This window comes from Mesorhizobium sp. M1423 (assembly GCF_040317575.1).
GTDB lineage: Bacteria > Pseudomonadota > Alphaproteobacteria > Rhizobiales > Rhizobiaceae > Mesorhizobium.
The window spans coordinates 60,837-82,754 of sequence record NZ_JAMYKU010000004.1; the positions used below are offsets into that span (position 1 = coordinate 60,837).

The 21,918-nt window shown below is 60.5% G+C and carries 23 protein-coding genes and 1 pseudogene; 11 read left to right on the forward strand and 13 right to left on the reverse strand.

Features of this window, described 5'->3' with window-relative positions; all coding sequences use genetic code 11:
* The first annotated feature begins 38 nt into the window (after positions 1-38).
* From NKG95_RS06840 to NKG95_RS06850, 3 genes are all read left to right on the forward strand, one after another.
* Complete coding sequence (locus NKG95_RS06840; RefSeq protein ID WP_353040267.1) at positions 39-929, forward strand: carbohydrate ABC transporter permease; 891 nt, start codon at positions 39-41, stop codon at positions 927-929.
* The gene (locus NKG95_RS06845) at positions 926-1,798 is read left to right on the forward strand and encodes a carbohydrate ABC transporter permease (RefSeq protein ID WP_353040268.1); all 873 of its coding nucleotides are present in this window, start codon (positions 926-928) and stop codon (positions 1,796-1,798) included. Before NKG95_RS06840 ends, NKG95_RS06845 begins: the two co-directional genes overlap by 4 nt.
* 167 nt (positions 1,799-1,965) lie before the next feature.
* Entirely contained in the window at positions 1,966-2,646 is a 681-nt protein-coding gene (locus NKG95_RS06850; RefSeq protein ID WP_353040269.1) for a hypothetical protein, read from the forward strand.
* On the opposite strand, the pseudogene NKG95_RS06855 reads toward NKG95_RS06850, so the two are convergent.
* From NKG95_RS06855 to NKG95_RS06890, 8 genes and pseudogenes are all read right to left on the reverse strand, one after another.
* Positions 2,623-3,293: pseudogene (locus NKG95_RS06855) on the reverse strand (DUF6088 family protein). The gene NKG95_RS06850 and the pseudogene NKG95_RS06855 overlap by 24 nt on opposite strands.
* Before the next feature lie 304 nt (positions 3,294-3,597).
* Positions 3,598-4,476, reverse strand: a complete 879-nt coding sequence (locus tag NKG95_RS06860; RefSeq protein WP_352593129.1) for an SMP-30/gluconolactonase/LRE family protein — start codon at positions 4,474-4,476, stop codon at positions 3,598-3,600.
* Positions 4,477-4,511: 35 nt separating this feature from the next.
* Positions 4,512-5,474 (reverse strand): 3,5-dioxohexanoate:acetyl-CoA acetone transferase, encoded by a 963-nt coding sequence (gene kce / locus NKG95_RS06865; RefSeq protein ID WP_352494302.1) that lies wholly within the window; start codon positions 5,472-5,474, stop codon positions 4,512-4,514.
* The gene (locus NKG95_RS06870) at positions 5,471-6,418 is read right to left on the reverse strand and encodes a 3-hydroxyacyl-CoA dehydrogenase (RefSeq protein ID WP_353040270.1); all 948 of its coding nucleotides are present in this window, start codon (positions 6,416-6,418) and stop codon (positions 5,471-5,473) included. Before NKG95_RS06870 ends, kce begins: the two co-directional genes overlap by 4 nt.
* Positions 6,419-6,428: 10 nt before the next feature.
* Positions 6,429-7,235 (reverse strand): SDR family oxidoreductase, encoded by an 807-nt coding sequence (locus tag NKG95_RS06875; RefSeq protein WP_353040271.1) that lies wholly within the window; start codon positions 7,233-7,235, stop codon positions 6,429-6,431.
* Positions 7,236-7,248: 13 nt separating this feature from the next.
* Entirely contained in the window at positions 7,249-9,321 is a 2,073-nt protein-coding gene (locus NKG95_RS06880; protein WP_353040272.1) for an ABC transporter permease subunit, read from the reverse strand.
* Positions 9,318-10,853, reverse strand: coding sequence for a sugar ABC transporter ATP-binding protein (locus tag NKG95_RS06885; protein ID WP_353040378.1), 1,536 nt, complete (start codon positions 10,851-10,853; stop codon positions 9,318-9,320). Before NKG95_RS06885 ends, NKG95_RS06880 begins: the two co-directional genes overlap by 4 nt.
* Positions 10,854-10,927: 74 nt before the next feature.
* Complete coding sequence (locus NKG95_RS06890; RefSeq protein WP_353040273.1) at positions 10,928-12,055, reverse strand: sugar ABC transporter substrate-binding protein; 1,128 nt, start codon at positions 12,053-12,055, stop codon at positions 10,928-10,930.
* Between the two features lie 232 nt (positions 12,056-12,287).
* On the opposite strand from NKG95_RS06890, the gene NKG95_RS06895 reads away from it, so the two are divergent.
* Positions 12,288-12,968, forward strand: a complete 681-nt coding sequence (locus tag NKG95_RS06895; protein WP_353040274.1) for a GntR family transcriptional regulator — start codon at positions 12,288-12,290, stop codon at positions 12,966-12,968.
* 174 nt (positions 12,969-13,142) lie between these two features.
* On the opposite strand, the gene NKG95_RS06900 is transcribed toward NKG95_RS06895, so the two are convergent.
* From NKG95_RS06900 to NKG95_RS06910, 3 genes are all read right to left on the reverse strand, one after another.
* A complete protein-coding gene (locus tag NKG95_RS06900; RefSeq protein WP_353040275.1) occupies positions 13,143-13,265 on the reverse strand; it encodes a PIN domain-containing protein in 123 nt (40 codons plus the stop codon).
* Positions 13,259-13,381 carry a hypothetical protein gene (locus NKG95_RS06905; protein ID WP_353040276.1) on the reverse strand — a complete coding sequence of 41 codons (123 nt, stop codon included), beginning with the start codon at positions 13,379-13,381 and terminating at the stop codon, positions 13,259-13,261. The genes NKG95_RS06900 and NKG95_RS06905 overlap by 7 nt, the downstream gene beginning before the upstream one ends.
* Positions 13,382-13,471: 90 nt before the next feature.
* Positions 13,472-13,711, reverse strand: a complete 240-nt coding sequence (locus tag NKG95_RS06910) for a hypothetical protein (RefSeq protein WP_353040277.1) — start codon at positions 13,709-13,711, stop codon at positions 13,472-13,474.
* 1,121 nt (positions 13,712-14,832) lie between these two features.
* On the opposite strand from NKG95_RS06910, the gene NKG95_RS06915 reads away from it, so the two are divergent.
* A complete protein-coding gene (locus NKG95_RS06915) occupies positions 14,833-15,075 on the forward strand; it encodes a hypothetical protein (RefSeq protein ID WP_353040278.1) in 243 nt (80 codons plus the stop codon).
* Positions 15,076-16,257: 1,182 nt separating this feature from the next.
* Complete coding sequence (locus NKG95_RS06920) at positions 16,258-16,962, forward strand: SOS response-associated peptidase (protein ID WP_353040379.1); 705 nt, start codon at positions 16,258-16,260, stop codon at positions 16,960-16,962.
* Here the strand turns inward: NKG95_RS06920 and NKG95_RS06925 are convergent.
* Entirely contained in the window at positions 16,959-17,219 is a 261-nt protein-coding gene (locus NKG95_RS06925) for a hypothetical protein (protein WP_023677293.1), read from the reverse strand. The two genes, NKG95_RS06920 and NKG95_RS06925, sit on opposite strands and share 4 nt — an antisense overlap.
* Positions 17,220-17,222: 3 nt before the next feature.
* The gene (locus NKG95_RS06930) at positions 17,223-17,483 is read right to left on the reverse strand and encodes a hypothetical protein (RefSeq protein ID WP_254819421.1); all 261 of its coding nucleotides are present in this window, start codon (positions 17,481-17,483) and stop codon (positions 17,223-17,225) included.
* A 137-nt stretch (positions 17,484-17,620) separates the two neighbouring features.
* Here NKG95_RS06930 and NKG95_RS06935 point away from each other — a divergent pair, with 137 nt between their 5' ends.
* From NKG95_RS06935 to NKG95_RS06955, 5 genes are all read left to right on the forward strand, one after another.
* Positions 17,621-17,836, forward strand: coding sequence for a hypothetical protein (locus tag NKG95_RS06935; RefSeq protein WP_353040279.1), 216 nt, complete (start codon positions 17,621-17,623; stop codon positions 17,834-17,836).
* A gap of 361 nt (positions 17,837-18,197) precedes the next feature.
* Positions 18,198-18,542, forward strand: a complete 345-nt coding sequence (locus NKG95_RS06940; RefSeq protein WP_353040280.1) for a hypothetical protein — start codon at positions 18,198-18,200, stop codon at positions 18,540-18,542.
* Positions 18,543-18,678: 136 nt separating this feature from the next.
* Entirely contained in the window at positions 18,679-18,969 is a 291-nt protein-coding gene (locus NKG95_RS06945) for a hypothetical protein (protein WP_353040281.1), read from the forward strand.
* 420 nt (positions 18,970-19,389) lie between these two features.
* Positions 19,390-20,961, forward strand: a complete 1,572-nt coding sequence (locus NKG95_RS06950) for a recombinase family protein (RefSeq protein ID WP_353040282.1) — start codon at positions 19,390-19,392, stop codon at positions 20,959-20,961.
* Positions 20,955-21,836 carry a ParB/RepB/Spo0J family partition protein gene (locus NKG95_RS06955; protein ID WP_353040283.1) on the forward strand — a complete coding sequence of 294 codons (882 nt, stop codon included), beginning with the start codon at positions 20,955-20,957 and terminating at the stop codon, positions 21,834-21,836. Before NKG95_RS06950 ends, NKG95_RS06955 begins: the two co-directional genes overlap by 7 nt.
* The last annotated feature ends 82 nt before the right edge of the window (positions 21,837-21,918 follow it).

Below are 21,918 nucleotides of genomic sequence, written 5' to 3' on the forward strand. Positions count from 1 at the left end.
GCGCTGTTTCGAGAGCCCGACGCTTTGGAAGCAGAGCGATGATCAAGAACTATCGTGCCTCGGCGGGCATCATGCTGGCGCCTGCCGTGACATTGATCGGTGTTTTCATCCTGCTGCCGATGCTGCTCACCATCTGGCTGTCATTCCAGGAGTGGTCGACGCAAACACCTTTTTCTAATGCGAGCTTCATCGGCTTCGACAATTTTCGCGAAATATTCGGACCGACCTCGGTCGGGCGGGATTTCAAGCGAGCACTGCTCAACACCGCGATCTACACGGCATTGTCGGTGATGCTCATCCTGCCCCTTTCGGTCGCGTTCGGTTTGATGGTCTACCAGCGCGATGTCGCAGGCGGCACGGCGCTGCGGACCGTGTTGTTTTCCACCTACATGGTGCCGATGATCGCCGTGACGCTGGTCTGGTCGAAGCTTTATTCGCCGAGCGAAGGGCCGCTCAACCAAATGCTCGGCCTCGCCGGCATCGGCCCGCAACCCTGGCTGTCCTCGCCAAGATCGGCCTTGATCTCGATCGTCGTCCTCAATGTCTGGCAGCAGATCGGCTATTTTACCGTGCTGGCCGTTGCCGGGCTGACCCAGATCCCGGGCAGTCTTTACGAGGCGGCGACTCTGGACGGCGCCACCCGACGCGAACAGTTCCGCTTTATCACGTTGCCGCTGCTGCGGCGCACGCTTCTGTTCAGCGCCGTCATCGCCATCATAAACGCCGTGCAGGTGTTCGAGCCGGTGGCGCTGATCACCCAAGGCGGGCCGGTCGGCTCGACCAATGTGCTGACCTATCACATCCGCCGTGTCGGCATCGAGCGCGCGCAAGGCGGATTGGGCTCGGCCATGGCAGTGATGCTGATGTTGGCGCTGATCGTCGTTGTGTGCGCGCTGTTTGCATTTACCAACCGGAAGGATGACGAATGAGCGCGCCGGGCCGATCAGCATCGAGCCGGTTGGCGCGCAAACGCCTGGCGGGCCGCAGAGCACTGCTCGCCACGCTGATGCTGCTGGTTGCCGTGGCCTCCGCCTTTCCGCTGTTGTGGATGGTGCTCTCCAGCCTGAAGACGCCGGCCGAAACCATGCAGGTGCCGCCGGTGTGGATACCGCGCACGCCGAGCCTCGAAGCGTATGAGAAAGTGTCCGGCGTCATCAATGTCGGCCGCTCGATGTGGAATTCGCTCGTGATCGCCACGATCACCACCGCCGGCATTCTGGTCACCAGCATGATGGCTGGCTACGCCTTCGCCAAGCATCACTTTCCCGGCCGCTCACTGCTGTTTTCGGTGCTGATCGCCACAATGTTTCTGCCGCCGATCGTGACTTTGGTCCCGCTGTACCGTCTCGTCGGATCGATCGGTCTGAATGCCAGCCTTGCCGGCATCATCGTGCCCAACCTCGCCAATGCCTTCGGCATTTTCCTGATGCGCCAGTTCATCGCCGGCGTGCCGGACGATTTGATCGACGCGGCACGGATGGATGGGGCGTCGGAACCTGTGATCCTGTTCAAGATCGTCGCGCCGAGCGTGGCGCCCGCGACCGCGGCATTGGCGCTGTTTGCCTTCGTCTATCATTGGAACAGCTATCTGTGGCCGCTTACCGTGCTGCAGGGCAATGCGGAAGATTATCCGATCGTCATTAGCCTCAGCCGCCTGCTCAGCTACAACAGAGGTGCGCTCAACACCGGACTGGTCATGGCGGGCGCCACTCTTGCCGTGCTGCCGCCACTGGTGCTGTTCGTTTTCCTGCAGCGCTTCTTCGTGGATTCGATCGTCGGCTCGGCGATCAAGGGATAGCGTCGGCGGCACTGCCGGCTTACGCCGGTCGGTCGTTGGGACGCGCTCTGCAAGCTCCAGGCAATCAGCGAACTTGGACGCCAAATGCCCACAGCTTAGCTGCACCTGTGATACCGGTTGTTGTGCTACATATGTAACCATGCTCATCACCCCAGGAGCGGGAGATCATGGCACTTACCCATGAGACTATTGAACTGTCGGGATTTGGCGTCCTCACCGGAAGGCCGAAGGAGGTTGGTGACCGACTTGATCGCCTAACTGCCGAGCTGGTCATAGCAGTAACGGTCGAGCATGGGAGTGAACCTGCTGTGCGCGGCCTCGCGGACACGCTCGTCAGCATTGCGCCTCTGGTGCGTACGATCCTGATGAGTCGCCAGCGCGAAGCCATAAGCACGATAATCGACGCCCTGGTCCCTGACGTGCCGCCTCCGCAACACATGCTCATACAAGCGCGGATGGCGGCCGAGGCGAGAAGAGAAGTATTGGAAAGCGGCGGTTGGCTGACCGCTCCTCAAGTCGCGACAATGGCGGGGTTCAGCACGAGCAACCCACGTGCGCAGCCAAACAAGTGGAAAAAAGAAGGCCGGATCTTCGCAGTTCGGCATCGGGGTGTAGACTATTTTCCCGGCTACGCTCTGGATATTGCAGTTGGATATCGGCCCACTAAACCGCTCGCTAAGGTTCTGAGTGTGTTTCGCGGGAAAAAGGATGCCTGGGGGCTCGCCTATTGGTTTGCATCGATCAATAGCTTCCTTGGCGGCAAACGTCCGCAAGATGTGCTCGCCTCGGACCCCGAACGCGTTCTTTCAGCTGCCGTGGATGAGTTAGCACGCGCACCACATGGCTAACCGACGCGGCTTGGCGCACGAAGCTATCCATGAGCCGCATCCGATGGCGCCAATGGCGCTTAGTATCGGACGCATCCAAGCCGCGCCTGTATGGCGGTTGAGACGAGTCTCTTTTTGTTACTCAGGGACAGTTGGCGCGACGCGATCTGAACGACATCGGCGGCCCGTGATGGCCCGAGATGCCGCAACGCCTGAACGACTGTTCCCGCAGCACTCCCCGGTGCTATCGGGTGTTTGGGCGACGCATGGCGCAGGTCGATAACACGCTTTCCGAGCACCACGCGACGGGATGGACCATCCGTGAGATATGAGGTTCGGGCGGGAACTTGGCTGGTCAGACCAAGCGCATTGGCCGCATGCGTCCCGGCGACCTGCACATGAGAGCCCGTCTCCCTGGCCAGCGCCTGGGCAACATAATCGGGCGACGGGGAAAGCGCCCCAAGTTTTGGATGCAGTTTCGGGAAATCGTAAAGTCCGCGGGCGAGACGCCGCAACTTATCTCTTTTGACGAGGCGCGAGAGCGCCTGATCGATCGCTGACCGTCCCGCCAGATCAAGAAAATCGCTGGGCGTGAAAACGCTCCCGCGCCCACTACCGCGGGCGCGCCTCAAGATCCGATCAGGAACTGAGGAAACGACCATCTTCATGCGTCAGAAAATAACGCATCTTTTACTGACATTCATCGAAAAAATAGGCATCGCTGTCTGGTTGCTAGGTTTCTCAACAGAGTGCGAGAGCCCAACCAAGCGCCGCGGACTCAGTTGGCGGGCCGCAGCGACAGAGGACTCGGAGACGGCTTGTCCGTGAGAACCTGTTGTTGAAACGAATTCGGGCGCGAGGGTCATGCCGGCCACCGGTCACGCCCGTCGGATGGCAGCCTGCTACAGACTGAGTACTGCGGAAAGCTGCCGAGACGATGACCGCCACAAAGTGACGGCTCGATGCCGAGCTTCACGCAGCAAATCTTGGCTCCGGAACTCCCGTTACGCCGAGGCCGGTGATGGCAAAAAGGCTGCCGCGTAAAACTCCGTCGCCCGGAAAGCGCGGCAGCGGCGGCTTGGCCATCGACGTGACGTACAGGGTATCGAGCTTCGGCCCGCCGAACATGACGCTGGTGATCTTCTTGACGGGCATGTCGATGATGCGGTCGACGCTGCCGTCGGGCGCGTAACGCACCAGCCTGCCGTCATAGACCAGCGCGTTCCAGAGGAAGCCCTCGGCATCGACAGTTGAGCCGTCGGCCGCCCCTCCCCGGCTGGTATCGACGCGGGTGAAAGTGCGCCGGTTGGTGGCGGCACCGGTTTCGATATCATAGTCGTAGGCCCAGATCTCGCCGGTCCAGGTGTCGGCGAAATAGAAGGTGCGGTCGTCTGGACTCCAGCACGGGCCGTTCGAGCAGATGATGCCGGAATCTATCCTGGTCACGGAGAAATCGGGATCGAGCCGGTAGAGCCCTCCGGAGGGTCCCTCTTCCATCGTGTCCATTGAGCCCGCGAAGAAGCGGCCGCGCCGATCGACCTTGCCGTCATTGAGCCGGTTCATCGGCCGGTCCGGCTCCGGATCGTGGATCGGCGTCACCTCGCCGGTGGCGAAATCAAGCAGATGGAAGCCGCGCTGCAGCGACACCACCGCGCCACCGCCGTCCTTGCGCAACGCCATCGAGCCGATCTTCATCGGCACGTCCCAGCAACGGATCTCGCGGCCGTCGGCGGTCGCCCGAAACACGCGCCCATCGAAACTGTCGATCCAGTAGAGGCGCTCCTGTTCAACGTCCCACAGCGGTCCCTCGCCCAGCGTGGTTTTCACGTCCACCACGACCTCGATCTTCATGCCGTCCTCCTCTGTTCGAACCTTGCAGAAACCGGTCAGAACGCGACCTGGTCGCCGCCCTTCAATGACAGGATTTCGCGAGCCTCGTCGGGCGTCGCCACTTCCATGCCGAGGCCTTCGATAATCTTACGGGCAAGCACCACCTGCTCGGCGTTCGATTTGGCAAGCTTGCCCTTGCCGGCCCACAGACTGTCTTCGAGACCAACGCGAATATTGCCGCCAAGCGCTGCCGATTGCGCGGCAATGCGCAACTGGCTGGCGCCGGCACCCAGCACCGACCAGCGGTATTGGTCGCCGAACAGCCGGTCGGCGGTGCGCTTCATATGGGCGACGTCTTCCGGGTGCGTACCGATGCCGCCGAGCAGGCCGAACACGGATTGTACGAAGAACGGTGGTTTCACCAGCCCGCGATCGGCGAAATGCGAGAGGTTATAGAGATGGGCAATGTCGTAGCACTCGAACTCGAAGCGCGTGCCGTTGTCGTAACAGGTCTCCAGTATGTACTCGATGTCCTTGAACGAGTTGCGGAAGACCAGGTCACGCGTCGCTTCCAGGTGCGGCCTTTCCCAGTCGAACTTGAACGTTTCGTATTTGTCTACGAGGTGATAGAGCCCGAAATTGATCGACCCCATGTTGAGCGAGGCGACTTCCGGCTTGAACTGGGCGGCGGGCCGCACACGCTCCTCCACCTTCATGTAAGGACTGCCGCCGGTGGTGATGTTGATGGCGGCATTGGTGCCTTGCTTGACGCGCGGCAGGAAACGCGCGAACGCCTCCGGCGTCTGGTCGGGCTTGCCGGTCTCAGGGTCGCGGGCATGCAGATGCAGGATTGCCGCACCAGCCTCGGCCGCCGCAATCGCCTCCGAGGCGATCTGGTCTGGCGTGATCGGCAGATAAGGCGACATGGTCGGCGTATGGATTGCCCCCGTCACCGCACAGGTGATGATGACCTTGCCCTTGGCCTGCGGGGCGCCGGGCTTGCGGCTTGTTTCCATCATCGTCCAAACTCCTGATCCGATTTTTTCTTGTGCGCCGCCAGCGCCATCAGCCGACGGTCACGCCAGACCTGCCGTTCGCCGAGTTCCTCTCGCGGCAGGCGCTTGCGGCGCTCGGCCTCGACCGTCTCCATGACCTCGCCGGCCCAGTCGACCCGACGCAGCATCTGCGGGAAGATGTTGCAATAGATTGTCTGGTAGCGCTCTACATAGTCGCGCACACCACCGGGCGCGTTGAGGTCGATCGTTTCGAACGGACCCATGAACGACCAGCGCAGCGCCAGCCCCTCGCGCAGGCCCGTGTCGACGTCCTCGACGCTGGCATAGCCGTCGGCGACGAGCCGGAACGCCTCCTCCAATAGCGCGCCTTGCAAGCGGTTCATGATGAAGCCGTCGAGTTCGCGCTTCATCACCAGCGGCGCATGGCCCGCCTCGATAAGAAACGCGCGCGTCCTTTCCACCGTTTCGGCGGAGGTCCATGGCGCCGGCACGACTTCCGCTGCCGGGATGAGATAAGGCGGATTGATCGGGTGCACGACCAGGCAGCGATGGCGCCCCTGAAGATGATCGGTGAATTTCGACGGCAACAGCGCCGAGGTGGAACTGGCGATCACCGCCTGCGGACCGGCAAGGACGTCGATCCGGGAGAACACGTCACGCTTCACCTCGAGGTTTTCCGGCGTGTTCTCCTGCACGTGGACGGCATCGGCCAAGGCCTCGCCAAGCTCCGCCACAATGGTGATGCGGCCAAGCACGGCATCGACCGCCTGTCCCCGCAGCAAATCGTTTGCGGCGAGGTCGCCGAGCACGCCGGCTATATAGTCGCGCGCACCGCTGGTCGCGGCCGACGCCTGGTCCCACATCCGCACATCATGCCCGGCTCGGGCGAAGCTGATCGCCCAGGCTCGCCCGATGAAGCCGCTTCCGACAATTGCTACCTTCGCCATGATCGCCCCCTCACAGTGTCTCGACATTGCCGTCGACGCCAAGCGACTGGCCGGAAATGTTGACGCCCGCATCGGAAAGCAGGAAGGCCACCATTGCCGCGACATCGTATGGGCTGGTCATGCGGCGCAGCGAGACGTTCTGCAGATAGCGTTGTGTCATCTCCTCGTTTGACACGCCGAGCTGCTTTGCCCGGTCGGCAATGACCTTGTCGATGCGCGGCCCTTCGATGATACCGGGCAAGATGGCATTGACCCTGATCCCATGCGGTCCGAGTTCCTTGGCAAGGCTCTGGGTCAGGCCGACAACGCCGAACTTGGCAGCCGAATAGGGCGTCCGGAACGCGTAGCCATGGCGGCCGGCGGCCGAAGACATTGAGACGATCGAGCCGCCGCCCGCCGCCTTGATCAGCGGCACGGCACGCCGCGCGCACAGGAACTGGCCGGTCAGGCAGATATCTATGCAACGCCGCCAGTCTGCCGGATCGATCTCGTCGACGCCGCCGGTTGGCCCGGCAATGCCGGCATTGTTGATCAGGGCGTCGAGCCCGCCGAGCTTCTCCTTGACGATCTCGAACAGTCGGTCGACATCGCCGTCGCGCGAAACGTCGGCCTTGACTGCGGCGGCGAGCGTAATTCTCTCTGGAGCAGCGGCCAGCGCCTCGTCCGAAATATCGCAGATCGCGACGCGTGCGCCGAGCCGCGATAGCGTCTCTGCAATGGCAAAGCCAATGCCGCCAGCGCCCGCCGTGACCAGCACACGCTGGCCTTTGAGCCCGGTCAGGAATTCGTCCGCCGAGGCCGGTGCGCTTGAGCTCATTGTTCCATTCCTTTCACTGAATCCGCCTTTCGCGCAGCGCCATGACGGCCCCGAGCACCACCAGCCCAAACAGGATTGCCCGCGTCGCGTAAGGCAGCGTCGTGCCGGCGAGCAGCATCTGCAACGCGGTCAGGAGCAGCACCCCGCCCAGCATGCCGAGATAGTGGCCGCGCCCGCCGGTGATCAGCGCACCGCCAACCACGACGACGGCGATTGAGGGCAGCAGATAGTCGTCACCCATGCCGAGGCTGGCCTGGCCGGAAAAGCCGGTCAGCATGATGCCGACGATCGCCGCGCAGACCGCCGACAGCACATAGACGAGGATGAGCGTGCGACCGACCGCGATGCCGGAGAGCTGGGCTGCGCGCAGGCTGTTGCCGATGCCATAGACGCGGCGGCCGAAAGCGGTGCGGCCAAGCAGCAGCACCGCAAAGGCGACGAAGGCAATCATGAACAGCACCACCGGCGTGATGGCGAATATCTTGCCGGTCATGAACCAGCGCAGCATCGGCGAGGAGAAGCCGGCCGGCGTGCCTTGCGAGTAGAGCAAAGCGAAACCTTGCAGAATGCCGTTGGTGGCCAGCGTCATAACGATCGGCGAGATACCGAGAAAGACGATGCCGATGCCGTTGGCGAGACCGATCAGGCAAGCGACGACGAGCACCGCCGGCAGCGCATAGGCAAGTGCAGCATCGGATCCGTTGACCATACCGGCAAGCAGGATTCCTGACAGGCCGATCGTCCACGGCACTGAGAGGTCAAGCCCGCCGGTAAGAATCACGCTGCCTTGCCCAAGCGCCAGGATGGCGAGAAAGCTCGACAGCACGAACAGCGAGTTCCAGTAGGTGAAATTGACGATGGCGCGCCCGAGCCAGATCTGGGTGACGATGACGACGATGGCAAGACAGACATAGGCCGGCAGCGCATAGCGCAGCGTCTCGGCGTTACGGACATGGAAGGCAGGCTGCGGCGCCTGCTGCTCGCCGGCGCTGCCTCGCGCGATTCTCAGTCGTCGGTCGGTGCGATCGATCTGCGATGGCAGCATTCCGGCGCGCCACGCGGCCAGCCGAGCCCGCAGCGCACGCAGTTGGCGGGCAAGCACGGAGTCATGCGATAGCGAGCCGGCAAGCACGGCAAGGATCAGGATCGTGCCCTCGGCGATCGTCGAATAATAGGCCGAGACGTTGAGCACGAGCAGGATGTTGACGACCATCATCAGGATGTAGGCGCCGAAGACCGTGCCGACCGGCCCACCTTGACCGCCGCCCAGCCTTGTACCGCCGACCACGACTGCCGCGAACATCGACAGCAACAATGAGTTGCCGACCAGCGGATCGCCGCTGCCGGTCTGGGCGCTGATGAAAACGCCTGCAAGCCCATAGCAGCCGCCGGCGATGACATAGACCAGGAAGCGCACGAGAACGACGCGCACGCCGACCGCGGCGGCGGCATCCGGATCGCTGCCGAGCGCATAGAGCGCTGTCCCGAAGCGTGTGCCTTTGAGCCAGAACCAGCCGAGCAGGACGACGCCGATGACCACCAGCGGCATCGGTATCCAGCCGGCGATAGCATCACCGAGATAGAAGGCGCCAAGATCGGGCGAGACGAAGCCGCCCGGCTTGTCCATGACCAGCAGGGTTACCCCCTGCAGGATGAACATGGTCGACAGCGTGACGACGATAGGCTGCATGCGCAGGACGGCAATGAAGAAGCCGTTGAAGGCGCCGACCAGCATGCCGACCCCAATTCCGGCCAAAGTCCACAGCGCGACACTGGTGCCGGTCGCCATCGGATCCATGCTGTTTGCCAGGACGACATTGACCAGCGAGATCACCGCGCCGGCGGACAGGTCGAAACCGCCGGACAGGATGACAAGGGTCTGGCCGATCGCCGCCAGTGCGGAAGTGGCGCCGCCGCTCGATAGGAACGAAATGTCGAAATAAGTGAGACGCCCGGCACTGACCAGATCGACGATCAGCAGGAGCGCCGCAAAGACGATCGCCGCGATGATGGCGCCGCGATGCCGCGCGAGGAGCCGCGCCAATGTCGCGGCCGGTGCCGCGGCGGCCAAGCTCGTCACACTCATTCCGCCGCCTCCCGGACCATGTCCCGGTGGCCAAGCGCCGGCCGCATGATCGCGCCTTCGGTGATCTCGTCGCCGGCAAGCTCCCCCACCAGATGGCCGTCATAGAGAACGAGCACCCGGTCGCATTGATGGACCAGCTCGGGAATTTCGGTTGAATGCAGGAGGATCGAGCCGCCGGCCGCCACATAGTCGCGCATCATCACGTAGAGCTCGTGCTTGGTGCCGACATCGATGCCCCGGGTCGGATCGAAAAGCAGCAGGATCCGGCTTTCGGCGACGAGCCATTTGGCAATGGCTATCTTTTGCTGATTGCCGCCCGAGAAGGCCCCTGCCCTCATCCACAAGGCACTGCGGTCGACCTCCACGGTCGAGAAGGCGGACTGGACGGCCTTTGACTCCTCGTCTGTTCCGATCAGGCCAAACCGGGTGAAGCGCGCGACGACCGGCAGCGATGCATTCTGCCGGCCCGAGAGCTTCAAGAACAGGCCCTCCGTCTTGCGGTCCTCCGGCACCAGCCCGATTGCCATATTGGGCTTGAGCGCATCGGCCGGCGAGCCGAGCCATACTTTGCGGCCGTCGACCAGGATATGGCCGCGCTCGATCTCGGCCATGCCGAAACAGGCGAGGAACAGGTCGAGCTGACCCATGGCCTGCAGCCCGGCAATGCCGAGGATCTCGCCCTTGCGCAGGTCGAAATCGACGCCGTCGAGCTTCCTCCCCGCTTTGAGATCGCGCACACCGAGCACCGGCGGACCGAAGGCGGCCTCACTTTGAGGTTTCGGCGGGAAGGTCTGGGCGATGCTGCGGCCGATGATCTTTTCGATCACCTCACCATCCGAAACATCGGCAACCGGCGCGGTCACGATATGGTGGCCGTTCCTGAGAATGGTCAGCGTGTCGCAGAAAGCCCGCACCTCGCGCATGCGATGGGTGATGAACACGACCGTGGTACCGGCCGCTTTCAACTGCGCGATGATGGTGCCCAGCCACTCGACATCGCCACCGGACAGTGTCGAAGTCGGCTCGTCGAGCAGAAGGATGCGCGGCTTGCGATAGAGCGCGCGCGCGATTTCGATCTTCTGGCGGTCGGCGAGATCGAGCGTCGCTACCTCGGCATCGAGATCGACCGTAAACCCCAGATCGGAGATGTGCTTGCGGACTGCCTTGCGCGCGCTCAACCGCCTGATCAGGCCGATTGGGCCAACGGGCGCATAAGGCAGCAACATGTTATCGAGAACACTGAGATCGCGTACCAGGGTCATTTCCTGGAAGGCTGTCTGCACGCCTTTGGCGTGCGCGGCGCGCGGCGAACCGAGTGGCGCCGGTACGCCTGACAGGGTGATTTGCCCATCGTCGGGCCGTACCAGCCCCGACAGCAGCTTGACGAGCGTGGACTTGCCCGCACCGTTCTCGCCAAGCAAGGCATGCACACTGCCGGAAGCGATCTCGAAGGAAACGCCATCGAGGGCGACTGTTGCGCCAAACGCCTTGCGGACGCCCTCTATGCCGACAGCTGTCAAATGCGCTGACATCATGGTCCCAGTCCCGGCCTGCATGAAAGGTGCGTGGAGCGCCTCGAAAGTACCCCACGCCCACTTCGGAGTGCCTACTCCTCGGGCTGGCCTACAAGGGCGGCCGCGAGACCGATTTCAGGTGTCTGATCGGAGAAGATCGAGGCGAACCAGCCTGGATTCGAGACCAGCGACGGTTTGAACGCGTTGCAACCAGCCTTCATCTCCGCCCAGGTGCCCTCGTCGCAAAGCTTTATCGTCTCGTTGGTGACGACCGGCAGCGGCAGGATCGTCTTCTTGGCAACGTCCTTGCCTTCAAGCGCCTCGACGGCAAGCTTGAGAGCGAGCGCCCCGGAATAAGGCGGCGAGGCGTAGGAAATGCGCGAGGCGCCGAGCGGCGCATAGGGTGACGTCGCGCCCTCGACCTCCGTGCCTTCCGGCAGCATCTGGATACGCCCGCCATTGGAACCCTCGCCGGCGCAAGGCAGGAGTTCGCTGCTCTTCTTGCCGGCCTCGAGCTGCATGGAATTGGCGGTGAAGCAGCCGACCTGCATCCATAGCCCGTTGATGTCGTCCCAGCTGCGCGTCGCCAATATCTTGGAAAGTTCGGTACGGGCCACCGCCTGGCTCCACATGCCGACAGCCTCGCCGACGATCTTGATGTCGGGATGCTTGGCAAACACCTCCTTCGCGGCCTTGGTGCGCAGATCATCGACCGAGGTGCCGGGGACGCCGGTCACCGCGATGATGTTGCCCTTGCCATTAAGCTTCTTGACCAGCCACTCCGCCGTCACGCGGCCAGCCTCCTCCTGGTCGATATGGACATTGTAGGCGCAGGGCTCGGTGATCTCGGCATCATAGGCAAACACCTTCACGCCCTTGTCGCAGGCGTTCTTCACCACCTGGTTGAGGGCTGTCGGCGAGATCGGGAAGATGACGATGGCTTCGGCGCCTGCCTGGACCATGGCATTGATCTGCTGGATCTGGCGCTGTGCGTTCGGCCCCGCCACCTGGACCTGGAGGTCCACCTTGTCGGCCATGCTCTTGTGCGACGCCATCGCCTTGACCATGTTGGCGGCCTCGGCCTGCCAATCATTGCCGATGAAGCTCATGCTGAGAAATATCTTGTGCTTTCCGGCCGCTTCGGCGGCGGACATCGCAAAAGTGCAAACAGCCATGCCGGCAAGCAGCGCAAGCGGCCGGGCTCTCGATCCGATACCCATTCGAAACTCCTCCCAGTTCAGACGACCGAATGCCTCCCAAGGGCACGAAACGCAACGCCTTGTCATTCGGTGCGCCTGACCGTATCATGATTTGATCAAAGATCAATGATGAAATGGCTGAGAGGCAAAGCTGGACACGCGGGCGCTTGACGCGGCAATTCGAACCTTGCATTCCGGGCTCAGGCGCCGGGTATGACAAGAGCGCCGCCCGAATGGGGGAAGGTTGGCAGAAATGGCTGGGGCAGCATTCAGGAAGCCGGGCGTCGAGATCACGCCGCTGTCCAGGGAAACCCTGCAGGACAGGGTTTACCGGCACGTTACAGAGCTGATCCTCGACGGCAGCATCGTTCCAGGTGAAATGGTGACGGTGCAGAGCCTCGCAGACGCTTTCGGCGTCAGCCCGATGCCGGTTCGCGAGGCTCTGCGGCGTCTGAGTGCCGCCAACGCCTTGATGGTGGTTTCGGGCCGTTCGATCGGTATCCCGGCATTAAGTCGTGCGCGGCTTATCGATCTCAGGAACGTCAGGTTCGAAGTCGAGGCGATCGCCGCCGCATGGGCCGCAGAACGCATTGACGATCAGGGCGTGATGCTGCTGGGCCAGCATCTGGAGGCACTCGAGCAGGCCAATGCCGCCGGCGACGTCAAATCCTATCTCAGGGCCAATTACGCCTTTCACTTTTCCATCTATCGGGCCGCGGGCTCGGAAAACATGCTCAGCATCATCGAGAACCTGTGGCTGCAGATCAGCCCCTATTTCAACATGCTGCACGATTCTGGAAATTATTCGACCGCCAATCAGCACCATCAGCAGATGTTTGCAGCGCTGCGGGACCGCAATGCGGAAGCGGTCCGGGCGGCGGTTCGCGCCGACATCGACGCGGCTTTCACCGTGCTGATCAAACTGCTGAAGTAACATTCCTCGGAGTCCGGTACACCGGCGAGCCGCCGCTAGGCACGAACATGTCCATTTGAGCATGGCGGCCTCCGGTCTGCCCCCCCTGAGATCAGGATGGTATAGAGTCCGGCTGCATTTCAGAGGCTTCGACCAGCTGGGTCGGCTCGACCAGATCGGCGTTTGCGCCCACCATCACTTCGTCCAGGTGATGATAGTGACGGCACGGCTTGCGAAGCGCTCGATTTCCTCGCGGGCCTGGGGGACGGCGTTCAGATAGTCGATGAGAATGTTGATGTCGAAAAGCGCGCCTACCATTCGCGGCGCAATTTCTCCTGATAAGCCAGCCCATCAACCTTGCGCTTATCCCACAGGCCGAAGCCATCCTCGACCTGCTCCCGATGATGGCGGTCGAGATAATCGTCTATTGCCACCCGGATCAGGGCCGTACGGGAAGCGGCCGGCTCGAGGGCACATGGCTGGCGCCCTCGATCTCGGCAGCCCGGATAAGAGGGTTCGCGATTTCACCGAAGTTCATGGCGTGCCGCCTTTTCCTGGCTGTTCTGTTCCTCGCCACCGTCCGTGCGGTTGATTGTCACCGTACACGTGATCAGGGTATTCCAGTCCGGGCCGTGTTCAATGACGTTATTAAGCTCGGATATCTCTTCTAGAAAATGCTCGATCGCAATGGGGCCGTTCTGGTGCGCGTAGACTAGAACCGCCTTCCAGCGTTTGTCACCATGAAGCGTTACGACGTTGCTCATGCCGAGTGTCTCCTGGGTCACGAACAAATCCGGCTGGATGCCCGCCGGGCCAAATGCCTAGACCACAGCTCATGTAGCACGCATCGAGTGCAAACCTCAGTGGGATGACGCCGCGAAAGCCTGGGCAACAATCTAAAGCTCACATCAATCGTTCGCCGGCGCGGGCAAGCTTGCACCAGCCACAGGCGGCGCATCGCGGCCACCTAGAAAGAACCCCGGGGTCGAGGCGCAACGTGCAATCGCGTGACGTGCGAGCCGGGCGGCTCTGTCGGGCAAAGCCTAGCGCCCAACCTGATACTCCCGGCCCGCAGGGCTGAGGCGACTAGTCCCGCTTTGGCACAATCGGATTTGGCATCTGAGTTGCCTAGCAAGACTCGCTGGCGTGTAGCCACAGGGCTCACTCAGGAGGTGGAAGTGGTTTTGGCCCAAAATTTGTCTGATGTTGCGCTCACGTTCGACTGTCCGAATTGCTCGCATCCGATGGATAAGGAACGGCTCTGCGATAAGAACGATCGCGCACTTCATATGCGACGGGTGTAAAGCCAAGGTGCCGCTCACTTATCCGCAGAAGCTGGCAATCTTCGAACTGCACAAGGGATTGGCCGGGCAGTCGCGAAGGCACGAGCTGAGAGATCGTGCGCCTGCCAGCGCGGCTGGATTGTCGCCGACAAGATGACTCAGCGAGAAACGCCCAAAGTTGACGCACGGATGGGAGCGCCATGATGTGCGCCGGAAAGACGCTCTGTTCTCGAGGATCGTTGGGCGGGCGATACGATGATGCGGGAGCAACTCACTTTGAGGCTGGTCGTGGTCAACTCAAGACGAATTCCGCCAATAGGACCGTTAGGAGCAGTGACAGCGGGACGGCCAGGAGACAGCACAGTTCAAGAGTGTTGTTTTGGCGCCCGTCCATCGTGCTGATCCCATTTCTTGTGCTTTGTCATTTGACAACAACGGGCAGTAGCAGCCAGCGGTTCCATACCTGTCGGTTCATGAAGCGCTTATCGTGGCGTATATTAGCGACACCTTGACCACGTCCAAGGCTGCTCCACCCTCATTCCATGGCGCGGATCAGCATTGGAGATGAGGTGGCAATAACCGCTACAGTTCGGCGCCGGGTTATGGAGGATCGCGTAAGTGTTTCTATCCCGGGCTACAAATTCCCGCATTCCATCAAGGACAGCACCTCGAAGGTAAAGCGAGGCCAGCAGATCGAGCTTAGAGGAGAAGTTACCCGGATCGGTGAGGAGCAAGTGACGATCGATCTTGGACCGCTGGTGACAGTTGATCTGGACAATGTCCGCCTGGTCGAGAAATACCGCCCACACCAGCGCAGAACGAACCTACACGACAAGACAGGCTAGGCTCGGCGTATTCGTCATCGACTGGCCTTTGCGTCCTTCGTTCGCATGCTTCGCTTCCATTAGCATTAGCTCATATTTAGATAGCCGGCGCTGCCCCTCTAACCCCGCCGGTCAGGCCCGGCATCCTGCTGACACCCCGCCGGGTGGGTGCCGGGCCACACGCGTCCGCGATCGCCGCGAAGGATGCTTGACGCGCAGTCTTCTCACACCATGTTTGACCCACTGGATTCGCCGGCTGCTTCTTTGGGGCGCCTGGCGGTGGCACAGAGATGATTCCGCGGCTCGGCAACGAAAGTTGCCTGCCCAGCGGTGCGTTGATCCAAAGCTGAAGGAGCACCAGGATGGCTGACGACCACAGCAAGCTGGATCTTCGAGATCGCACCCACGTATCAGCGCACGAAGTCCATGAGGTGGAATGTTTCGCCCAGCAGAATGGCCTGACGCCAGACCACGTTCGGCATCATCAGGACCCACGGCAATGACCGGACCCGCTGAGGGAAGCTGCCAAGGCGCAGATGGCGCGTGGACTTCTGAGGGCAAGCTCGCGCGGTGCGTCCAGGTTTTCCACTGCAAATTTCGCCCGTTCTCAAATTTTTTCCTCCATTTCGCGCGACTCAATTAGCATCTTCTGATGGAACGTCGTCACGCCCTCCGAAGAGTCACGAACGGGTTTTGGGAGGTGTATGACATAGATGACGACGAGGTTGTCTTCACAGACGGGGTAGCTCTGACAAATTTGCAGGGAGAAGAGGCACTCGACGCCCTGGAGCTGCTAAAGGGCGGATTTCTGATCCCGAGCAACCGAAAGTATTCCCGATTCTGACCCGGCGGTGAGCTGCTGTCCGACAAGGTGCGGCATGGAATTATCGCGCATTACAAATGCGCGATAATTCCTGTCGGCGCTCAGGTGGCCAGATTTTCCGCGCATCTTAATTTTCCGCGCATCTTAAATGCGCGATATTCTCGCGAGAGGTCGGGCCGGGCGAAGCCCGCTCTCGTCAGAGATCGCGACAGCCAACACCGCTCGGATGCATTCTAACGCTGCCAAGAGGGGCGACCTGTGTGAGCTCACCAAAGCAAGTTTTGCCAAACTTCTGCGAGGCCATGTCAGGGGACTTGGAAGCCATGCCTATTGCCCCGTGGACGTTGCGACACAGCAGCGATTGGGGCACATTCGAGGCCATGTGCAATCTCTACAACATCACGATCAGCCAGGAGGCCATCCGCCAGTGGACCCGCGCCTTGCGCGATATCCTCGGCAATCTCGAACCCTCCATCGACATCTATCCCAACCAGCCCGGCCCGGTGGTGCGCAACGCGCTGGACGGCAAACGCGAATTGGCCAATCTGCTGTGGGGCATGCCGACGCCACTGGAGCGGGTGAAGGGCAAGGCCGACTACGGCACCACCAATATCCGCAATCCGCAATACGGCCACTGGCAGCAATATCTCGGCATCGAGAACCGCTGCGTGGTGCCCGTCACCAGCTTCGCCGAGCCCAGCCCGACGCCCGGCGACAAGGACCCCCAGACCGGCATTCAGCGCAACTTCTGGTTTGCACTCGGCGAGGACCGCCCGCTGTTCTTCTTTGCCGGCCTGTGGACGCGCTGGCAGGGCATTCGCAAGGTCAAGGACGGCCCCGCCGAGCACCAGGTCTATGGCTTCATGACGACCAGGCCCAACGCGCTGATCGCGCCGATCCACGACAAGGCAATGCCGGTGATCCTGACCACGCCGGAAGAAACCGAGGCTTGGCTCAGCGCGCCATGGTCGGAGGCAAGACACCTGCGGCGCACGGCGCCCGATGACGCGCTGGTGATCGTCGACAAGCCGGCGACGCAGATCAAGTTTCCGCAGCAGGCGCCGGCGCAAGGCTCATTGTTTTAGCGCTTGAATTTCTGCAGCACCCAGATGTAGCCCTTGGGCGGATGATCCTGGTCGATGAACTGCGTCTTCACCGTCGTGTCCTTGCGGCTGCATCGCTTGCACCTGAACCTGATCGCTTCCAGCGGTTTGTTCCAGCCCACCACCTGGGCGACATCGTTGGCCCTGAAGCGCCCGACGTGGTAGCAGTGGCCGCACTCCACGATAAGCAGCATGTTGGCCTTGGCGGCACGCCCAACGCTGTCCATCGGCCCGGCCATGGCTCATTTCCGGGTCGAGTAATCCTCGGGGAGGGGAAGCAGGCCAAGCTCCGCCATCCGATAATCGGGCTCCTTCTCCGCTACGCTGGCCAGCACCTCGTGCAATTTCTCGACAAGCCCGCAAAGCTGCCAGAACAGCTCGCCATGCGCCTTCAGATGCAGCTGCGACGACAGCACCGTCCGGCGCAGGCTCAGAGCATCCCTGATGATCGCCTCCGCATCTCTCGCCGACAGCCTGTCGAACCGGCTTTTTCGTCTGCCCATCGCGGCTCTCCTCGATTTGTGAGCAACCGCCCCGCCTACTGACAAATAGGAAGGCATTCCTCGCAGAGTCAATTCGCTCTTGACATTTTTGTTCCCGTTTTGTTCAATTTCAACAGGAACGGATCGGAGGCACCGCCATGGACCACATCGTGAGGCTGGACAGCCGCCAGGAGGCCGCCCTTCAGGCCATCGCCGACAGGTTCATTGCATTGCATAAGGGCGATGTAGTGAAGGCGCTGAAGGAGATGATTGTGCTGAATGGGCATCTCCAAGACCGTCTTGACGAACTCTCGGCTCCGCGTCGGGCAAACATCAGGAGGAACGACAATGGGCATTATTCGTCTGGACGCTGAAGCGAAAGCCGAACTCCATTCTGAGGCAGTCAAGCTCATCGCCCGATACGACAGTCCCCTTGAGACCGTAAAGGCGCTCATGGCGTATAACTGCGAGCTTGAGACTCAAATTCTGGCCCTCGCTCACCGGCACCCTGGACTGGTAGAGCTCGGTTACGACGACACGCCGCCAATCTTGGGATGAGCCATAGATATCGGAACGGCCGCCATGCCGCCCGACGGGTATGATGATGACGGCGAGTGCCTCAGGATGTTCGAGATGCAATGAGCCCGGAGGATTCGCGACAAATATGCCAACCAGGGCCGAGCCAGCCGGTGACAACAGCTCGCTTATTTGCGGCATGACGGGGTAGAGTTGACCATGCAGGATCTTATCAGCTTTTTGGAAGCCAACTCCGCGCTGATGCTGGCCAACCCGGCCGCCTTTGCCAGTTTTGCGGTTCTTTTCGGAGGAGCCGGATTTGCGGTCGGCCGCTATATGTTGACCGAGCGTCTCGCCAATCTGGAAAGCCGCATTGCCAGGCGTGACGAGGAAATCGCCGAGCTAAAAACCAGGAAAGTACAAGATGGCGACCCGCCCATGGTGCCCATAGTCGGCACTGCTGCAATAGGTCCAATCAGTCGAAGCGACCCTGTAGCTCTGGCCATCGGACGGGCCAAACGCACCGGCCCGGCAACCGCAAATGAAGGACGACGAGCATACTGAAGGCCAGCCATCCTCTGCAAAAAGCGCGGAAAATGATTGTTTACTGCCTTCGACCCACGATAGCCGCAACCTTGGCCAATCACGATCCAACTGAGCAGCAGGGCGAAGGCCGGATGCCATGCACCGAGTGATACCAATGACACGCCAGTCTGTTGCTGAAGATCTCGAAAGCGCAGCTCAGCGCATAGCCGACATGTCTCGCGCGGATTTGCAGATCCTCCTGCGTCGCGCTGCTTTGATGCTCCGAAACGTCGGTGGTGTGCCGCTGGAGCCCGCGACCGCAGATGCACTCGATTCCGTAGCAGCCGAGATGAAAATCGGCAGGCCAGACCTTATTCAGATCATTTTGCGAGAATGGCTGGAAACCAATGCCTATTTACCGGTTCGGACGATCGACGAGGAAAGCGAGACGGAGGGGAGCGCCTAGCTGCCTTCAGCCAACCACGGCATCCGATCGCTGACCTGTTTTCCGTGTCTTTCGAAGTGCCCTATTCAAAGCGACAGAGCGGCGTTTTTTCCGCCGTCACCTGGGTAGGAGCATCCATCCAGCCATTACCAGAATTCGGTCGCGACTCCGTGATGAGGGGTGATGGCCGTCCCTGCAGGACATCCAACATCCCATATGAAATCACCACAATAGAATGCCCGATATTCTCTACAACAGGGTTCTGGGGCGTTGATGGCGAGTAGCGCCACCGAACTCGCCAATGCCAGCCTTTGAGCACTGTGACAAACAAGGCCCCATTCGACACAAAATGTCGATGAATGTTTAACCAGATTGCAGCGCCAGCATGTTAACCTAATTGGTTCAAAGTCCTGAGTGCTCTTTGCCTATCTGGCGGCAACAATGGAAAAGGTACCCACGGCCCGTCGAGTGGCCGCTGACGCGCAAAAACTTCGCGCAGCTCAGTACGTACGAATGTCGACCGAGCGCCAAAGCTACTCCATCGAGAATCAAAAGGACGCCATCCGCAAATTTGCGGACGCGAAGGACTATGAGATCGTGGCCACATATCAGGACCTTGGCCGCAGCGGATTGAACCTTGGCGGCCGCGCGGGGCTTCAACAGCTCTTGGCGGATGTCGAAGCGGGGCGAGCTGAATTCGAAACCGTCATTGTTTATGACGTAAGCCGCTGGGGGCGCTTCCAGAACCCTGATGAAAGCGCTTCTTACGAGTTTCGGTGCCGGGTTGCTGGAGTGCGAATTGAATATTGCGCCGAGCAGTTCGTGAACGATGGCAGCGTTGGGTCGGATGTCCTCAAAGCAATAAAACGCAGTATGGCAGCCGAACTAAGCCGTATGCTTTCGGTCAAAGTGTTTGCCGGCCAGTGCAGGCTGATCAAAATGGGATACCGGCAAGGAGGGCCGCCCGGACTCGGCCTTAGGCGGCTTCTCATTGATGAGCACGGGCATACAAAAACGGCGCTAGCTGCCAAAGAGTACAAAAGCCTTCAAACTGACCGGGTCATTCTCGTGCCTGGGCCACCTGAAGAAATTGTGACGGTGCGCTGGATCTATGACGAGTTTGTGAAAGCAGGTCGAACAGAGCTCGAGATTGCTCGCTCATTGAACGCACGTGAAATAGTAACCGATCAGAATCGACCGTGGACTCGCTTCACCGTTCATCAAGTGATCGCCAACGAAAAATATGTCGGCAACAACGTCTGGAATCGACGCTCCTTCAAGCTCCAGCGAAAATGGGTAACGAATGATTCGAGCTACTGGGTGCGCGCAGACGATGCTTTTGAGCCGATCGTAGATCGCAAGCTTTTCGAACGAGCTCGAGCGATAGCCAGCGCCCGTTCGACTAAAATGAGCGAAGATCAGATGTTGAGCGCCTTGGCCGACCTTCTCAAGAGCCGCGGCTCATTGTCTGGCACGATCATTGATAGCGCGGCCAACTGCCCGCCCAGCAGCCGCTACAGAGCCAGGTTCGGCACGCTGCTAAGGGCCTACAAGCAGATTGGATATGCTCCCCCAAAGAACTACCGGTTTTTTGATACCAACAAGCGTCTTCGCGCAATGTTGGAAGAAGTCGTTCGAGCGGCAATGGTGACAATCGATGGATCGGGTGGATCTTCGGTGCGCCAGAGCGGGCCAGGACTGCTTCGGGTCAACGACGAGTTCAATGTTTCCATTGCAATCGCTCGCTGCCGTAAAAATCGATATGGCTATCTTCGTTGGTTTGTCCCGGTGGAACGTGGAATCGTGCCAGACGTGGCGGTAGCCATTCGCATGAATCCCGACAACGACACGGTTCGTGACTACCTGATTGCGCCGAGAAATGAGATCGAGGGAAAACCTCTGATGATCGCTGTAAACAATAGATTGGGATTCAACGCGTTCTTCTTCAAAACGCTAGATCCCCTGTTTGCCTTGGCCGAACGAAACCGACTCAATGCAGCAACCCGATGGTAAACCAACCTATCTCGCTGATTCTTGTGGGCGCGATCAAGGTCACCAACCCTCGCGCCCGCGGGAAGAAATCTTTCCAGGATATCGTCGACAGCATAGAGAGCGTCGGCCTGAAGCGCCCAATTACGGTGACGAAAAGAGCTGTCGATCAAGGCAGCTTCACCCACGACCTGGTGTGCGGCCAAGGGCGTCTTGAAGCCTTCAAAGTTCTCGGTCAGGCCGAGATCCCGGCGTTCGTCATAGAAGCCACGAGGGCAGAGGCTCTGGTTAAGGGATTGGTCGAAAATTGCGCCCGACGCCAGCATAACGCTTACGAGTTGCTGCGCGATATCAGCCGATTGAAGGCCAGCAAGTACACCGACGTGGAGATTGCAGCAAAGATTGGTCTTTCGGCCGAGTATGTCAGAGGAGTCGCCCGGCTCCTGGTGCAAGGCGAAAAGCGTCTTCTGCGTGCGGTAGAGTCCGGTCAGATCCCGCTGGCGGTGGCTGTCGACATTTCGAACGCCGATGACCTTGGTGTTCAAATGGTCCTTCAGCATGCTTATGAGAGCAACGCTCTACGTGGCCATAAATTGGTGATGGCGCGTCGACTGATTGAGAATCGGCGCAGACGCGGGAAAGGCCTGGAGACCTCGCTGCCGCAGCGCCAGAGGAGACTCTCCGCTGCCGCCTTGATCAAAGCTTATGAAGAAGATACGGACAGAAAACGCATTCTGGTCCGGAAAGCGGATGCGGCGCGAAACCGCCTTCTGTTTGTCACTCACGCGTTGCGACAACTCATGGCAGAAGAGTCATTTCACGACGTTCTGACCGCGGAGGGGTTAGGGACCATACCGAAGACTTTGGCCGCCCGGATCAGCAAAGTTGAGCCGGCGTGACATCAGAGCAATCTAAAACTGCGAATATCAAGCACGCGTTTGAACCCGCGACAACGCACCTTTTGCTTGGGGACATTGTACC

Bases quoted from the DNA above. Each gene is read 5' to 3' on its own strand.
- NKG95_RS06840 (WP_353040267.1), top strand. From the start codon at position 39: ATGATCAAGAACTATCGTGCCTCGGCGGGCATCATGCTGGCGCCTGCC.
- NKG95_RS06845 (WP_353040268.1), top strand. From the start codon at position 926: ATGAGCGCGCCGGGCCGATCAGCATCGAGCCGGTTGGCGCGCAAACGC.
- NKG95_RS06850 (WP_353040269.1), top strand. From the start codon at position 1,966: ATGGCACTTACCCATGAGACTATTGAACTGTCGGGATTTGGCGTCCTC.
- NKG95_RS06860 (WP_352593129.1), bottom strand. From the start codon at position 4,476: ATGAAGATCGAGGTCGTGGTGGACGTGAAAACCACGCTGGGCGAGGGA.
- kce (WP_352494302.1), bottom strand. From the start codon at position 5,474: ATGATGGAAACAAGCCGCAAGCCCGGCGCCCCGCAGGCCAAGGGCAAG.
- NKG95_RS06870 (WP_353040270.1), bottom strand. From the start codon at position 6,418: ATGGCGAAGGTAGCAATTGTCGGAAGCGGCTTCATCGGGCGAGCCTGG.
- NKG95_RS06875 (WP_353040271.1), bottom strand. From the start codon at position 7,235: ATGAGCTCAAGCGCACCGGCCTCGGCGGACGAATTCCTGACCGGGCTC.
- NKG95_RS06880 (WP_353040272.1), bottom strand. From the start codon at position 9,321: ATGAGTGTGACGAGCTTGGCCGCCGCGGCACCGGCCGCGACATTGGCG.
- NKG95_RS06885 (WP_353040378.1), bottom strand. From the start codon at position 10,853: ATGTCAGCGCATTTGACAGCTGTCGGCATAGAGGGCGTCCGCAAGGCG.
- NKG95_RS06890 (WP_353040273.1), bottom strand. From the start codon at position 12,055: ATGGGTATCGGATCGAGAGCCCGGCCGCTTGCGCTGCTTGCCGGCATG.
- NKG95_RS06895 (WP_353040274.1), top strand. From the start codon at position 12,288: ATGGCTGGGGCAGCATTCAGGAAGCCGGGCGTCGAGATCACGCCGCTG.
- NKG95_RS06900 (WP_353040275.1), bottom strand. From the start codon at position 13,265: ATGGTAGGCGCGCTTTTCGACATCAACATTCTCATCGACTATCTGAAC.
- NKG95_RS06910 (WP_353040277.1), bottom strand. From the start codon at position 13,711: ATGAGCAACGTCGTAACGCTTCATGGTGACAAACGCTGGAAGGCGGTT.
- NKG95_RS06915 (WP_353040278.1), top strand. From the start codon at position 14,833: ATGGAGGATCGCGTAAGTGTTTCTATCCCGGGCTACAAATTCCCGCAT.
- NKG95_RS06920 (WP_353040379.1), top strand. From the start codon at position 16,258: ATGTGCAATCTCTACAACATCACGATCAGCCAGGAGGCCATCCGCCAG.
- NKG95_RS06925 (WP_023677293.1), bottom strand. From the start codon at position 17,219: ATGGCCGGGCCGATGGACAGCGTTGGGCGTGCCGCCAAGGCCAACATG.
- NKG95_RS06930 (WP_254819421.1), bottom strand. From the start codon at position 17,483: ATGGGCAGACGAAAAAGCCGGTTCGACAGGCTGTCGGCGAGAGATGCG.
- NKG95_RS06935 (WP_353040279.1), top strand. From the start codon at position 17,621: ATGGACCACATCGTGAGGCTGGACAGCCGCCAGGAGGCCGCCCTTCAG.
- NKG95_RS06940 (WP_353040280.1), top strand. From the start codon at position 18,198: ATGCAGGATCTTATCAGCTTTTTGGAAGCCAACTCCGCGCTGATGCTG.
- NKG95_RS06945 (WP_353040281.1), top strand. From the start codon at position 18,679: ATGACACGCCAGTCTGTTGCTGAAGATCTCGAAAGCGCAGCTCAGCGC.
- NKG95_RS06950 (WP_353040282.1), top strand. From the start codon at position 19,390: ATGGAAAAGGTACCCACGGCCCGTCGAGTGGCCGCTGACGCGCAAAAA.
- NKG95_RS06955 (WP_353040283.1), top strand. From the start codon at position 20,955: ATGGTAAACCAACCTATCTCGCTGATTCTTGTGGGCGCGATCAAGGTC.